Below are 13,216 nucleotides of genomic sequence, written 5' to 3'. Positions count from 1 at the left end.
GCGCCCGAACACGGCTCGCGCATGCACGAGCCCAAAAACTCAGAAGGAGTATTCATTCCGGGGGGCCGCTTGGCAATCTCGCCTTAAGAGGTATGCCTTTATTGCAGTGGCGTTTCACGCCACGCTTTCGAGCCAGCGCCGCTGCCGCCAGGCGGGCGCGCTGGTGGCGAACAGCGGCGCGCGCGGCTCCTGCAGGCACAGGTGCAGCGCGGCCGCCACGCGCTGCCGCTGGAAACCCTCGCGCAGCACGTTCGTGCAACCTTCAACGGAAACCGGCTGCCCCATGAAGAGCCGCACCCCGGGTGCAAAGCGCGCGCCGTTCTTCCCCCACCATGCGCGAACCTTGTCGATGCTCGGCCAGGGCAAGGCAATGTCTTCGGGGAGCTCGACGTTCTCGTCGTCGGGGTCGTCGGTCGGCCCGTCTTCGAAGCCATCGGGCGGCATGGTTTCCATCTGCTCCAGGTTGAAATCCACGCCGGTGATGGTGACGAACGCTTCGGCCGCAATGCGCGCCGTGGCCGGCTGCGCCATCTGCTCGATCAGCCAGGGCACGTAGCGCGCGTCGCCGATGAAGCCCGAACCGATGACGCGCAAGCGCTGCACTTCGGGCAACGCGCCGCTGTCGAGCAGCAGCGCGTGGCCCGGCACCACATCCACGGCCTGCAGCGCCAGCTGGAAGGCGCGCGGCTGACGCGGCCCGCTCCTCAGCGCAAAAGCCGCGAGCGCATCGAGCGCCTGCGCCCGGTCGCCCAGCAGCACTGCCGCCCATGCGGCCCAGAAGCGCAGCTCTGGCTTGACCTCGCCGAGCAGCGCCTGCGCCTGCGGCAACAGGTCGGCTCGGCCCAGCTCGCCGGCCGCCCGCAGCGCGCGGATGCGCACGCTGTCGGGCGCATCCACGAGCAGTTGCCCGAGCAACGCCCCCGGATCGCGCCGATGCAGCGCACAAGCCGCAACGCCGAGCTTTTGCCGCAGCGGCGAAGCGTCTTCGAGCAAAGTCTTCACGCGCCCGCCGAGACGATCCGGCTCCGTCCAGCCGATGGCGGAGATCAAGCCAGGCACGACCTCGGGCAAGTCCTTGGCGCGCTCGACCAGATCGTCAAAGCGACCATCGACTGCTTCGATGGCGAGCACTGCGGCGACGAAGAAATCTTCCGGGCCTTCGTTGTCCGTCAATGCGAGCGCATGCTGCCAGCCATCCTCGCCGGCAACGCGCAGGCCATCGACGTGGGCGGCGAGGCGTTCGTCAAGGTCGGCGAATTGCTGGGGCGAATAGTTGGGCGCGTGGACCGCGCTCGCGCGCTGGAGCCAGAGGAAGGAGGCTTCGTCGGCGTGCTCGGCGAGCACATGCGCCAGCGTCGGCCCCGGAGTCGCCCCATTCACGGTGCAGCCCCGGAAAAACGGCCTATCCAGGCCTGCATCGACTCTTCGTCGAACTCTATGTATGGCACGGTGCGCGGATAGACCGCGGCTTCAAGAAGACTGAAGACCCACCGGTACAAGCTGAGGTCCTCACGGCGGTTCACGTCCCCGGCGATCGGCAACGAGCCAAGGGTCACTTGCAGCCGTTCCTCGGCCAGTCGCTCTACCTGTGCATCGGTGCCGGCCAGGGCCGCGAGCAGCCGTGCCTCGCCGCCGGCAAGTGCGATGGCCGACGGCCCAAAAAAATTGCACCAATAGGCCCCTTTAACACCCATACCGTTCTCGAAACAGTCCACCATCAGCGCCGGAATATCCAGGCAGCGATAGCGCCTGCACAAGCGCGCCACGGCATTCATTGCAACGTTCTCGTCGATGCCTTCCCGCCATATGAAGGCGGGCGCCACATACCCGCTGGCGATCGGCAAGGCACGCGCACACCGGACGGCGAATTCGCAAAGGTCGAAGAGGCCGTTCTCGTCCATGGCTTCCAGCGAGAAGGTGAAACGCAGCCCGCACGCTGCATGCGGCCAGCCGAACTGCGCAAGGTGCTCGCGGTCCATGCCGCAATAGGCGGCTGAGAAGCGTGGCGCGTCTAGCGCACTGTCGAGAAGCGCGAACCTGGGAGCTTGCGCAGGGAGCACAACGCGCGCCTCGAGCAGCGCGCCGAGTTCTTCGGGCTTCGCTTCGCCGAAGACATCGTCATCCGGATAGTAGACCGCTCCTCCCGACATGAAGCGCGCAGCAAAGGTCTGCATGGCGTACTTGACGAGAGCGGCGTGCGCCGCGTGCGCGTCGCTCAGAAAAAAGGTTGCCACGATGCCATCGCGCAACAGCACGTTGGCATTCCCGTCGGCAAGATCGATCGCGATGTAGTCGTAGGCTGTCATGACTTCATGCCTCATCGGAAGGGCAACCGGATACTGAGCAATCGCGCCGCGACGCGCAAGGCAGTGCTTGCGCTGCCTGCGATCAGCGCATTGTGCGGCGACACCAGTTTTGCCACCACTCGGAAGGTCGCCAGGTAGTCGGCGCCCTGGTTGCCCGACCAACTCGGGCTGTTGGAACCCGGGGACAAGGTGCCTTGAAGTCGTAAACGGCGCGGGCCGCCGAAACAGCCGACAAGGGCCCGGGCGCATGCAATACGACGTCGGGCCGCACCGTATTGGCCACCACCTGACCCGGTGAACCGACTGCCTGTATCGCGCCCGGCCCGCCCCCGCGCACGTTGCGGAACGATTGGTCGAGGGCCACTTCATTCGATCGGCCTTGCGCCGCCATTGCGGCGGCCACGCAATCGGAGGCGTCCTGGCCGATCTTTTCGCCGCGCGCCTGCCGCCGGCTCGAAGATGCGCAGAACTTCTTGTAGTCCGTCGGCCCGTTGGCACTCTCCCAATCGTCGGAGGCCTTGTCCATGCAGTCCTTGAGTATCTTCTCGAAGTCCGGCACGGCGATCGGCGGATTGATGCAGCCCGAGAGGTTGGCTGCATTTTCCGAGTTGTGGAACATCTTGTCGCCCAGGCGGCTGGCGTTCTTTCCGTCCATCTTGACGTCGAAGGAGTAGAGGATCCATGTCGCCTCCTTCATGAAGGTGCTCGACTTCACCCCGCCCGCCACGCCGGCGTTATCCCCGTTGGATAGCGCGAACTTCGACCCTTTGTTTGCGGCCATGGCTTTGTCCCCCTTGACGGTGCTTGTGCCGTTGGAGAGGGTGATCGAGTTCGCGATATTGGGGTATGGCACAGGCACGGGTCCACCCGGGCTCGGCGTCTTGCACACGTCGGGAATGGTGGCGGTGGTGAGGCCGGTGCTGAACTTGTGCACCAACGACAGCGTCGTTCCATTGACCTGGATGCTGACCGGCATGGCTCACCCTTCATCCGGCTGCGTGCGCCAAGGTAACGCGCGCAACACTACAGCACCGCGCTCTCCTCCCGCGGAGCTGCCCCACACCATCGACAGCGGCCCTTTGTCGTAGTGCTTGAGATGGCCGATGGCCGCCAAGGCCATGTGCAACGGCAAGCCTGCCGCACCGACGTCGCCCCAACAGTCGGCGGGCGCGGAAAAATCGCCCGCTGCGCGAAGACGATCGCCCGTTCGCAGTGCAGCAAAACCGTATTCATCCGCGCGCCAGGCTTCGCCGTTCATGTCGCACACCACGTTGTCGATGAAGGCTTCGCTCCCAAGCTGGCCAAGGGCCCCCTGAGCGCCTGCGAAAGCCCTTTGCCCGTGATCGGATCGTCGGTGCCGAGCACCTTGTCTTCGTAGCCGATGCCGACGGCCTCGATGGCAGCCATGGGTTCGATGCGGTGCCGCTGCAGAAACTCGGCGCCGCCCACCAGCATCACGCCTGCCGCCTCGCCCGGAACAAAACCCCATGCGTTGTTCTCCGGCCCGCCGCCATGCAGCAGGTCGCACCCCTCGATCCAGTCCAGCGTTTCTGGCTGCAGATAGGAATCGACGGCGCAAACCATGCATGCATCAATCTCCCCGGCGGCGCAATCGGCGACAGCGGCGCCCAGCGCGACGTACCCGCCCGCATGGCCCGCTTCAACCGTCCGCGCGGCGCCGAAGCGGCCCGGATAGCGGTTCGCGATCCGGGCCAACAGGTCGCCCGCGAGCGAAGCCGTCCGGCCCGGGCGCGGCGGCGGCAACGCCAGCGCGAGGCCGATGCGCGCAGGGACGCCGTGCCACGCAGCCACCGCCTGGTCCACTGCGGGGAGCAAAAGCTCGGCGTAGCGCTCCACCCCTTCCACCTCGAAGTCGATCCAGGGCGCGGGCGCAATGCGCATCGGCTCGCCTGCCGTATCTACCATGAACGGATGTTCGCGGAAACCGCAAACACCAGCGCGCGCTGCGGCGGCGCTCGCCCACATGTCCCGCCCGATCGGCGTGCTCGCGCCGAAGGCACAAAGATACAGCGGCGGTTGGCCGCGGCTCATGACCCGGGCTCCGCTCCAGCCTGCGCCGGCAAGATCATCGAATCGCGTGCATTCTGTCGCACCTCTTGCTGCGCACCGGCGCCGAGCCGCACCAGCCTCTTTTCCACAATGCGCGTTTTCTGAAGCTTGTTGACCAGGGAATGGCACGGCAGTGGGCTGTGCCACACCATTGAAATCCTGGACTGACCCGGCTCGACGATCACGGTGTGCAACTTAGGCCGCTCATGTGGTCTCCGGCTGCCGTCGGCAAAAGAGCTTTCAAGAGCCAGCACCGTCCGTGGCAATTCGAAGCGCAGCACCTCGCCGCGCGGCCACAGGTTGATCAGCACCACCGGCTCACTCCCGCGCAAGAAATGCGGCGCCTGCTGATCCCCAGGCGCGCACTGGTAGTGCCGGTCATCAAAGTCCGCCGGCAACAATGGCAACCGGTCGCGCTGCCACGCTTCGTCATACGTCCCCGCAAACCCCGCGCGCGGCTGCCAGTGGTTGCACAGCGGCCCGAAACCCGCGGGCTCAGGCCTGTCACTCCACGTCCGCACGCACTGGTCCGCATACTCGATGTTCGGCAGCCGTACGCCTTCCGCATGCGCAGCCTCCGTCACAAAGCCCGTGCCCACGGGGTTGCGCACATCGAACTGCGGCAATGGCGCATCGCGCGTCCACGGGTCGATGCCGCCATACGCCCTCTCCCACACCAACGGCATGGCGGTGAAAGGCTCCGGCTCCGACGGCGCACCGCCGAGCCACACGCGGTCGCCGGTCACGCGCAGGCGCTTGGCGACGGGGCCGACGCGCAGGCCCACGTCGAGCTGCGTCACGGGCACGCCGCCTGGCGCATGCGCGTGACCGATCAGCACCACGTCGGTCGCCAGCTTGGTGCGCACCAGGTCCATCTCATAGAGCAGGCTCGGCTGGGGCGCGGCCTCGTCGATGAAGACCGGCGCCTGCGCCACGGGCGGCTGCTCGGGCGAGACGCTGGTCTCGCCGTCCGGCGAAATGTCGAAGCTGCACTTCACCGCCACGAGCCAGATCTCCGCGCCGTCGCGGTCGCGCACCCAAGTGCGTTCGGCGGCGTAGGGCGTACGGTTGTCCAGCTGCCACATGGCGCATGCCTTTTTTCAGTTGATGCCCACGTAGGCACCCTTCACGCGGTTGGCGCCGCGCGAGCGCGAGAGCACGTAGTTGCCGTTGATCAGCACCTTGCCCGCGCGCGTGAGCACGATGCTGGCGTCGCCGCAGCGCAGCTCGATGCGCTCGCGCGCCTGCAGCACCACGCGCTCGCCGTCGACGCTGGCGTCCATCTGCGCCGCAATGGCCACTGGCGGTGCCGCGACATGCAGCGGCTGTACGCGCCCGACGATGACCGGGTGCCGCACCTCGCCCTTCTCGAAGGCGACGACGACGGCCGCGCCGGCATCGCCGAGCGCAAGGCCGACAGTCGAGAGCGCCTGCACCGGCGCCATGCCCTCGCCCAGCGTGACAAGAAAGCGCCCCTCGGCATCGAAGCCGGCAAAGGCGGCCACCGCCACGCCCTGGCCCGACAGCTTCGACCAGGCGGCCACGCTGTGCAGCAGGCTGCGCGCGCTCTGGAGATCGGTGTGGTCTTCCACGGCTCAGTCCTCCCCCAGGTTGGAGCCCTTGATCTTGATCGAGCCCCCGGCCTTGAACGATGCTGTGCCGTCGGCCTTGATGGTGATCTTGGCGCCCTTGATGGTGATGCCGCTGGCGTTCATGACGATCTTGCTGCCGCCCGCCTTGAGCATGATGGTGGGCGCCTCGACCATGCAGATGGCGCCGGCCTTGATCTTGATCGGCCCCTTCGATGTCTCGGAGATCACCGCGGCCGAGAGCTTGTGCGGCCCACCCACGGTGATGGACTGCAGCGCACCCACGCTCACCTTTTGCAGGCCGCCCACGCTCACGATCTGCGCTCCGCCCACTGTCACGGCCTGCACACCACCCACGTTGATGGCCTCGCCCGCGCCCACGCTGTGCATGCGCCCCGCCCCTACCGTATGCATCTCGGCCACCGAAATGGTGGTGGTCTGCACGCCGTTCACGGTATGGCTGCGCCCGCCGTTGATGGTCACGGTCTCGCCGCCGTTCACGGTTTCGGTCCGGTGGCCGCCGATGGTGATGGTTTCGGTGCCACCCACCGACTCTTCGCGGTTCGCGCCGACTGAAATCGTCTGGTTGGCCCCGATGCTCTGGGTCTGGTTGCTGCCCACGGTTTCCGAGTCGTCGACATCCACCGCGTCGGTGCGGTTGTTGTGCACGGTGGTGGTCTGGTCGTGCTCCACCGTGGTGTTCATGTCGTACTGGCCGTGGATGGTCACCTTCTCCTTGCCCGCGGTGTCGTCCATCGACAGCTCGTTGTAGCCCTTGCCCTTGTGCGTGTTCGACTTGATGCCGCTCACCACGGCGCCGGCCGGAAGGCCGAAGGGCGCCATCGATTCGCCGTTGTAGAAGCGCCCGACGATGATGGGCTGGTCGGGGTCGCCGTCCAGAAAGTCGACCACCACTTCCTGCCCGATGCGCGGAATGCTGACCGCACCCCAGCCCTTGCCGGCCCAAGGGTGCGACACGCGCACCCAGCATGAGCTGTTCTCGTCGTTCTTGCCGTAGCGATCCCAGTGAAACTGCACCTTCACGCGGCCGTGCTCCTCGGTCCATATCTGCTCGCCGCTGCGGCCCGTGACAATGGCGCTCTGGGGCCCGGGCATGGTGACGCGCGGTGTGAGGCGCGGCGGCCGCCACGGGGTGTTCAGCGGAACCACCGTCAGCAAAAAGCTGCTGCTCGCGCGCTGGCCGCCGCGCAGTGCCGGCGTCTCTGCAATCAGGTCGCCCACCAGTTCGCGCAGCCCGGTGTTGACGGGGTCGTCGACCAGCGCGTCGTGCAGCACGGCGTCTATGGGGCGCGGGTTCTCGGCAACATCGGCGCCTTCGTAGCCCGGGTGGCTGGCAACGAAGGTGCAGGCCGCAATCAGGTAGTCGCCGTCGTGCTTGCCCTCGGGGTCGCCCTTGAACGCAAAGCTGCGCCCGGCGGTCACGTCCGGCCAGCCGGTCAGTGCCCAGTGGCGCTGCCGACGGGCGATGAGCTCGTCCAGCCGCAATTGCGCCAGGTTGTCGGTGTCGTCGCCCGAGGCATAGCCGCCCGGAAACTCGAACACCTCCAGGTCCGACAGCTCGTGCGTGTCGGGGTCGCCCTTGTCCGCAAACAGCTGCTTGCTGATGACCTTGAAGTCCCGGTCGCGCGATGCAAACTTGCCCGATTCGAACTGCCGCGAGCTGATCCAGCGCGTGATCTCGTTGGCACGCGCTTCCGATGCGTCGCGCTCCACGTGGTGCAGCGTGTCGGCGGCGGGAAGCTTCTCGTGGGCCAGCGTGCTGGTGTCCGACAGGTGCAGCGTGCCGGGGGCGTCATGCGCGTCGAACCAGTAATAGATGCCCTCTTCTTCCAGCAGGCGCGACAGGAACTGGTAGTCGCTCTCGCGGTATTGCACGCAGTAGCCATGGGGCGCATGGGGGCCGACCACGCCGGCCGACTTGATCTTCTTCAGGCTCCCGACCGGGCTGTCGTCCAGCACGGCGTCGATCACATCCAGCACCGGCTTGTTCTGCAGGATGCGCGCATTGACGCGCTTGCTCAGCAGCCAGAACCACGAGCGCAGGCTGATGCGGTATTCGATGAAACGCCCGCTGCGCCCGGCGCGCGTGAAGCGCACGGCGTGCCCCTGACAATGCCGCTTGTGCGTGCCGCCGTCGGCATCTTCGAACTCGATCGCCACATCGAAAGCGCGGCCCAGCACGTCCGCGGGCTCGATGCTTTCGTTGTCGGTCAGCACGGTGAGTTCATAGGCCGACGGGCGCGCCAGCACCTCATGGCCCACGATGCGCCAGAACATGAGCTTGTCGACGATGGGCGAGTCGCCCTGGATGCTGAACGTGTGATCGGCCATGCTTCCATCCCTTTTTACGTTCCCCCTCCCGAACCTCGCCGCCGTTCTTCCGGCGGGCCGTGCGCCTAGGGCGCCAGCAGAAGCACCAGCGCCTGGCTCGGCACGAGCCGCACTCCGGGGCAGTTGGTGCTGTTTTGCAGCGACACGCTGGTCATGCGCGTGGCCGGCATGCCGTTGAGCAACACGGTGAACGCGCCGGTCACGTGCCGCGACGGCCCCATGACCGTGCCCGAGGCCACGCCCATGTTCACGCCCGAGTTGTCGCCGTTGGTCATGGGAATGGTGGTTCCCAGGTTGTGCGCGGGCATGCACATGAAAAGAATCGTCGGGCAGTTCGGAATGGCCATCGGCCCCATGGCAATGTTGGGGTACGGAATGGGCACCGGCCCCGCGGGCGTGGGCGTGAGGCACACGTCGGGAAAGCCCATGTCGGTGCCCATCATCTGGCAGTTGGCGAACATGTCGGACTCCTACCCGAAGTGGATCTGCGCGCCTCGCGCCTTGACCAGTTGCTCGCCCTCGACGAGCGTGTGCTCGCCGTGGATCTGCAACAGCTGGCGCGCCTGCAACTCCATGTGCCCGGCCTGGGTGCGGTCCAGGCCGTCGGTGCTGCGCATGTATTGCTTGCTGTGGTGGTGCACGCGGTCGAACAGCGTCGACAGCGCGGCCCCAATTGCCTTGACCGTGCCGCCCACCAGGTTCAGGCGCTCGCCCACTGCGTCGGCTTGCTCGCAACTCAGGCGCACCTGCGGCGCGGCCATGTGCAGCACTTCCCGTGCGTTGGCGCTGATGGTGGGCGCGCTCAGTTCGAGCTTGCCCTGGCTTTGCAGCACCACGTCCTGCGCGCCGTTGCGCTCGAGCACCGCCATCACCCAGCATTGCCGCTGTTCATCCAGCAGCCCCGCGACGATGTCGCCCGCCTGCACAGCCACCAGGCAGCTGAAAGCCTGGCGGGCGCTGATCTCCTGCACGCCCTCTCCATTCAGGCGCAGGCGCAGCCCCTGCACGGACCCGGGCTCTGAAAGCACGGTGGCTCGATGCCATCCGGCTTGCGCAGGCACAGGCGCGCCGGCTTGCTTGTTCGGCTTGTGAGGTGCCTTGGTGCGGCGTTCGGTAACAGTGGCGGTCATGATGGCCTCATGGATGGATGACGTTGTCGCTCGGTGCTTCAGGCGGCTGCCCACTGCTCGGCGCGTGCCAGGTCGGAGTCGGTGCCGAGCGCGCGACTTCTGTCGGTGGCTTGCACGTCTTGCAGCTGCGCGCGATGAAAGACGGCGCGGAACAACTCGGCATCGCGCAGGTCGGCGCCTTGCAGGTCGGCATGCCGGAAATCGGCATAGGTGCAATCGGCGCCTGCGAACACCGCACGCGCCAGCTTGGCCTGCGCAAAGTGGCACTGGTGCAGCTGCGCGGCGCCGAAGTGGGCACCCGGCAGCGCAGCCTCGGTAAAAAGTGCCTGGCCCAACTGCGCCTTGGTGAAGCGCGCCCCCTCGCCCTTGGTGGCGCAGAAGATGGCTTGCGGCGCCTGCGCGTTGCTGAAGTCGCAGCCGTTCAAGGTGCTGCCCTGGAAGTTGCATTGCCGCAGCTTCGCACCTGCAAAACTGCTACCGCTCAGGTTTGCGTCGGCAAACTGGCATGACTCGTAGTTGCCGCCGTCGAAGCGCATGTTCTGCAGGCTCAATTTCGAGAACACCACGCGAGTCATCGGCGCGCCCACCCAGGTCATCAGGCTGAGGTCGCAGCCGGTCACCACCGTGTGCATCCAATGGGAGTGGTCGGCGTTGACGTCGATCAGCTTCGATTGCGAGAAAACCGCGGACTCGAGGTTCGCGCCTTGCATGCCGGCATGGTCGAGCGCGCAAGCATGAAACCTCGCCATGGTCATCGATGCCTCGCCGAACTGCGCATGCGTGAGGTCGCATTCGTTGAAGGTGGTGGAGTGCAGATTGGCACTGCGAAAGTCCGCGTGGTCGAGCTTGCAGCGGTTGAACACCGCATGGCGCAGGTTGGCGCCTGCGAACAGCGCACCGCCCATGTCGCACTGGTCGAAAACTGCCTCCCGCACATCGGCCTCGCGCAGGTCGGCGCCGCCCCAGCGGCACTGCGTGAAGATGCCGCCGCCCAGGAAGGTCTTGGCGTAGTGGCCGCCGCTGAAGTCCTGCCCCTCGAAGGCCTCGCCAAGGCCGGCGCCCAGCGAAAGGAGTTCGGCGCTTACCTTCATGCCGTATCTCCTGTCGAACTGCCCGCTGAACGGCTCGCTGCATCGCGCGCCGCGGCCAAGGCCTGCTGCTCGGCATTCAGGCGCGGCCAGGTGCGGCTGCGCGTGAGCAACGCGCCGTCGAACTGCGTGTCGCCGCTCAGCGCCACCCGCGTGAGGTCGGTGCCGAAGAGATTGGCGCGCCGCAGGTCCGCACCGATCAGGTTGGCGTAGCTGAAGACGGCATCATGAAAATTGGCACCGGCCAGCCGCGCACGGCTGAAGCGCGTCTTGCGAAAGAGCGCGCCCTTGGCGGATGCCAGCCGCAGGTCGGCACCTTGCAGGTCGGCCATGCCCAGGTTGGCGCCGTCGAGCAGCGCCTTGGGTGCGCGAAGGCCGATGGCACTGCATTCGCCGAGGTTCGCGTTCGACAGGTCGGCGCCGCTCGCGTCCAGCCCGTCGAGCACGGTGTTCTTCACGAACACCGCTCCCTTGGCACGGGCGGCAACCATGCGTGCGCCCTGCAGCTGACAGGTAACGAAGGTGGTCGACTGCAGCAGCGCGCCGGAAAGGTCCACGCCGCGCAGATCGCACTCGATGAAATTGGCACCGCTGAGGTCGGCCTCGCGCAGGTCGAGCCCCTGCAACGCGAGCTTGTAGAAGACGTTTCCTGCAAGCTGGGCGCCGCTCCAGTCGGCAACGCCCCACTCTGTTTCGAGCAGGTTGGCGCCGGCCAGGTTGGTGCGCCGCATCTGCGTGCCGGCAAGCGGCGTGCGCATCAACATGGCGCCGCCCAGGTTGGAGCGGTCGAACACAGCGCCTGCGAGCTGCGCGCGGCCCAGGTTGGCGCCGGTGAAGTCGGCCCCGATGGCCATGCAGCCCTGCATGTCGGCATGCGCGAGTACCGCGCCGGCAAACTTGCAGCCCGATATGTTGGCCTTGCGAAGGTTCGCGCTCTCCAGCCACGCGCCCGAAAAATCGAAGCCGTGCAGGTCGAGGCCCGACAGGTCGACGCCGGTGAGATCGATCCACGGCAGCGTGCGGTGGCCTTGCTCTGCCAACCATTGCACCTCTTGCCGTCGGCGGGCCCCCTCCTCTCCCTGGAGCGCGAAGGCCGGAGGCTGCATGTGGGCCGACTGCAAATAGCCCAGCCGCTCGGCGCCTTGGCGATCGCGCAGCTTTTCCAGCAACTGGGGTTCGGGCATCGGCAGCTTGCCGAACTGAGCCTTGAGCTCGGCCAGGTGCTTCTCGGCGGTGTAGAGCGGCGGGCCGCGGTGTGCCAGTTCGGCCATGCGTTTTCTTTCTTCACCGCCCAACGCGAGCAGCTTCTCCAGCTGCGCCAGCATGTCTTCGGCGGCGGCGATCTGCTGCACCTCGGCTTCCTTCTGGCTGGCCTTGATGTAGGCGGGCAGTTCGGCCAGGGTCGGCGGCTTCTCGCGCACCGGCGGCTTCAGGCCCAGCGCATCCGGGTCTTTGCCGAAGGCGACGGCCTTCTCGCGCGCAAGGGCCACGTCGATCTCCGCGCGCCGGAACTGCGCATCGGCCTGGAGGCCGTCCATTTTGTAGATCTCGGCGGTCTTCTCGAACCCGGGGTCGATGGTGTCGATGTCCTCCGGCACCAGGTCGGCATCGTTCAGGCTTTCGATGCCGCCTTGCACCGGGTCTGTGCGGCGGGCCAGCACGTCGGCATAGTGGGCGCCGCCGCGCGGCTGGCCCAGACGCTCGACGGCAGTCATCAAATGATCGATGTCGCTGCCGTCGTACTCCGCCACTTCGGCCAGGCCATGCCAGATCAGCAGCATGCGCTCCACTTCAGGAAAGAACCACACGGTGGTGAGCCGCATCGGCACTTCCTTGAACTTGTGCGACTCCCCGCCTGGCGCCACCTGCTCGGGCGGCAGCCGGTAGTTGGCGAACACGCGCGCCCGCAGGCCCGGCAGGTGGCCCTGCAGCAGCGGCTTGGTCGGGTGCAGGTTCTCGAGCGTAAAAGCCTCGTCGCCTCGCAGCGGGGCTTCCAGCCACTGGTCCCGTGGCGCCATGTTGAAGTGCCGCCAGTCCACGTCAGGAGGGAAACCCGGCGCATGCTGCTTGAGGTAGTTCTCGTCGTAGGTGCCGCGCAATGCGGCGCGCTGCGGATGCATCATGTCGAGCGCACCGAATCCCGCGGGCTGCACCACGTCGCCCGGTGCGGTGATGCGCGAACCGGCCAGCTCCAGCGGCGGCAGCCAATGCACGCCGCCGACCGTTGCGGCGCCCATGCCCAGCGGGTTGTCGGCCACCGCAGGGCCGCCGTACGCATTGGCCCAGTCCAGCGCCACCGGCTGGTAGACCTCCGACTGCACCACGCGCGCGCCGTCCCAGTAACGCGGCGAGAAGGCCATCACGGCCTTTCCTGCACTACCTAGCCGCACACGCGCCACGGCGCCGCGCGAACCGGCCTCGCCCGCATGCACGCGGCCGACCACCAGGTATTCGGGCGTGAGCTTGGCAATGCCTTCGTCGACCAGGGGCAGCGCCATCAGCTTGGTGATGCAGTCCCACATCGACTGCTCGCGCAGCAGGCCGCCGTCGTCCGGCGACATTGGTGCGAACAGCATCGTGCTGACGCACAGGCCGGCCTTGGACCGGTACTCGATCGGCCGGAAGCTCAGTGCGGCGACATGGGGCTTGAGTATCTGCATGAAGAACGGGTGGTGTCCTGG

12 protein-coding genes are annotated in these 13,216 nt (G+C 66.8%); all 12 read right to left on the bottom strand.

The features are described from left to right. Window positions 1-114 precede the first annotated feature (114 nt). On the bottom strand, window positions 115-1,380 hold the full coding sequence (locus M0765_RS11515; protein WP_258503802.1) for a TIGR02270 family protein: 1,266 nt from the start codon (window positions 1,378-1,380) through the stop codon (window positions 115-117). Beyond that, window positions 1,377-2,306: a DUF3396 domain-containing protein gene (locus M0765_RS11510; protein ID WP_258503801.1), complete on the bottom strand. Its 930-nt coding sequence runs from the start codon at window positions 2,304-2,306 to the stop codon at window positions 1,377-1,379. Before M0765_RS11510 ends, M0765_RS11515 begins: the two co-directional genes overlap by 4 nt. Before the next feature lie 82 nt (window positions 2,307-2,388). Beyond that, entirely contained in the window at window positions 2,389-3,282 is an 894-nt protein-coding gene (locus M0765_RS11505) for a DUF4150 domain-containing protein (protein ID WP_258503800.1), read from the bottom strand. Between the two features lie 3 nt (window positions 3,283-3,285). After that, window positions 3,286-3,564, bottom strand: coding sequence for a hypothetical protein (locus tag M0765_RS11500; protein WP_258503799.1), 279 nt, complete (start codon window positions 3,562-3,564; stop codon window positions 3,286-3,288). Beyond that, window positions 3,561-4,358, bottom strand: a complete 798-nt coding sequence (locus M0765_RS11495; protein WP_258503798.1) for a beta-ketoacyl synthase N-terminal-like domain-containing protein — start codon at window positions 4,356-4,358, stop codon at window positions 3,561-3,563. Before M0765_RS11495 ends, M0765_RS11500 begins: the two co-directional genes overlap by 4 nt. After that, on the bottom strand, window positions 4,355-5,461 hold the full coding sequence (locus M0765_RS11490) for a DUF2169 family type VI secretion system accessory protein (protein WP_258503797.1): 1,107 nt from the start codon (window positions 5,459-5,461) through the stop codon (window positions 4,355-4,357). The genes M0765_RS11495 and M0765_RS11490 overlap by 4 nt, the downstream gene beginning before the upstream one ends. 15 nt (window positions 5,462-5,476) lie before the next feature. Then, window positions 5,477-5,968 carry a DUF6484 domain-containing protein gene (locus M0765_RS11485; RefSeq protein WP_258503796.1) on the bottom strand — a complete coding sequence of 164 codons (492 nt, stop codon included), beginning with the start codon at window positions 5,966-5,968 and terminating at the stop codon, window positions 5,477-5,479. A gap of 3 nt (window positions 5,969-5,971) precedes the next feature. Further along, entirely contained in the window at window positions 5,972-8,317 is a 2,346-nt protein-coding gene (locus M0765_RS11480; RefSeq protein ID WP_258503795.1) for a type VI secretion system Vgr family protein, read from the bottom strand. A 65-nt stretch (window positions 8,318-8,382) separates the two neighbouring features. Next, window positions 8,383-8,778, bottom strand: a complete 396-nt coding sequence (locus M0765_RS11475) for a DUF4150 domain-containing protein (protein ID WP_157611791.1) — start codon at window positions 8,776-8,778, stop codon at window positions 8,383-8,385. A gap of 9 nt (window positions 8,779-8,787) precedes the next feature. After that, window positions 8,788-9,447, bottom strand: coding sequence for a DUF3540 domain-containing protein (locus tag M0765_RS11470; RefSeq protein ID WP_258503794.1), 660 nt, complete (start codon window positions 9,445-9,447; stop codon window positions 8,788-8,790). Between the two features lie 38 nt (window positions 9,448-9,485). After that, complete coding sequence (locus M0765_RS11465) at window positions 9,486-10,538, bottom strand: pentapeptide repeat-containing protein (RefSeq protein WP_258503793.1); 1,053 nt, start codon at window positions 10,536-10,538, stop codon at window positions 9,486-9,488. Next, window positions 10,535-13,195 (bottom strand): DUF2169 family type VI secretion system accessory protein, encoded by a 2,661-nt coding sequence (locus M0765_RS11460; RefSeq protein ID WP_258503792.1) that lies wholly within the window; start codon window positions 13,193-13,195, stop codon window positions 10,535-10,537. The genes M0765_RS11465 and M0765_RS11460 overlap by 4 nt, the downstream gene beginning before the upstream one ends. Window positions 13,196-13,216: the final 21 nt, after the last annotated feature.

This window comes from Variovorax sp. S12S4, assembly GCF_023195515.1.
Lineage (GTDB): Bacteria > Pseudomonadota > Gammaproteobacteria > Burkholderiales > Burkholderiaceae_C > Variovorax.
The sequence above is the reverse complement of the archived record's forward strand: the minus strand, read 5'-3'. Positions and strand labels throughout refer to the sequence as shown.

Bases quoted from the DNA above. Each gene is read 5' to 3' on its own strand.
- M0765_RS11475 (WP_157611791.1), bottom strand. From the start codon at position 8,778: ATGTTCGCCAACTGCCAGATGATGGGCACCGACATGGGCTTTCCCGAC.
- M0765_RS11470 (WP_258503794.1), bottom strand. From the start codon at position 9,447: ATGACCGCCACTGTTACCGAACGCCGCACCAAGGCACCTCACAAGCCG.
- M0765_RS11505 (WP_258503800.1), bottom strand. From the start codon at position 3,282: ATGCCGGTCAGCATCCAGGTCAATGGAACGACGCTGTCGTTGGTGCAC.
- M0765_RS11460 (WP_258503792.1), bottom strand. From the start codon at position 13,195: ATGCAGATACTCAAGCCCCATGTCGCCGCACTGAGCTTCCGGCCGATC.
- M0765_RS11500 (WP_258503799.1), bottom strand. From the start codon at position 3,564: ATGAACGGCGAAGCCTGGCGCGCGGATGAATACGGTTTTGCTGCACTG.
- M0765_RS11480 (WP_258503795.1), bottom strand. From the start codon at position 8,317: ATGGCCGATCACACGTTCAGCATCCAGGGCGACTCGCCCATCGTCGAC.
- M0765_RS11510 (WP_258503801.1), bottom strand. From the start codon at position 2,306: ATGACAGCCTACGACTACATCGCGATCGATCTTGCCGACGGGAATGCC.
- M0765_RS11490 (WP_258503797.1), bottom strand. From the start codon at position 5,461: ATGTGGCAGCTGGACAACCGTACGCCCTACGCCGCCGAACGCACTTGG.
- M0765_RS11465 (WP_258503793.1), bottom strand. From the start codon at position 10,538: ATGAAGGTAAGCGCCGAACTCCTTTCGCTGGGCGCCGGCCTTGGCGAG.
- M0765_RS11495 (WP_258503798.1), bottom strand. From the start codon at position 4,358: ATGAGCCGCGGCCAACCGCCGCTGTATCTTTGTGCCTTCGGCGCGAGC.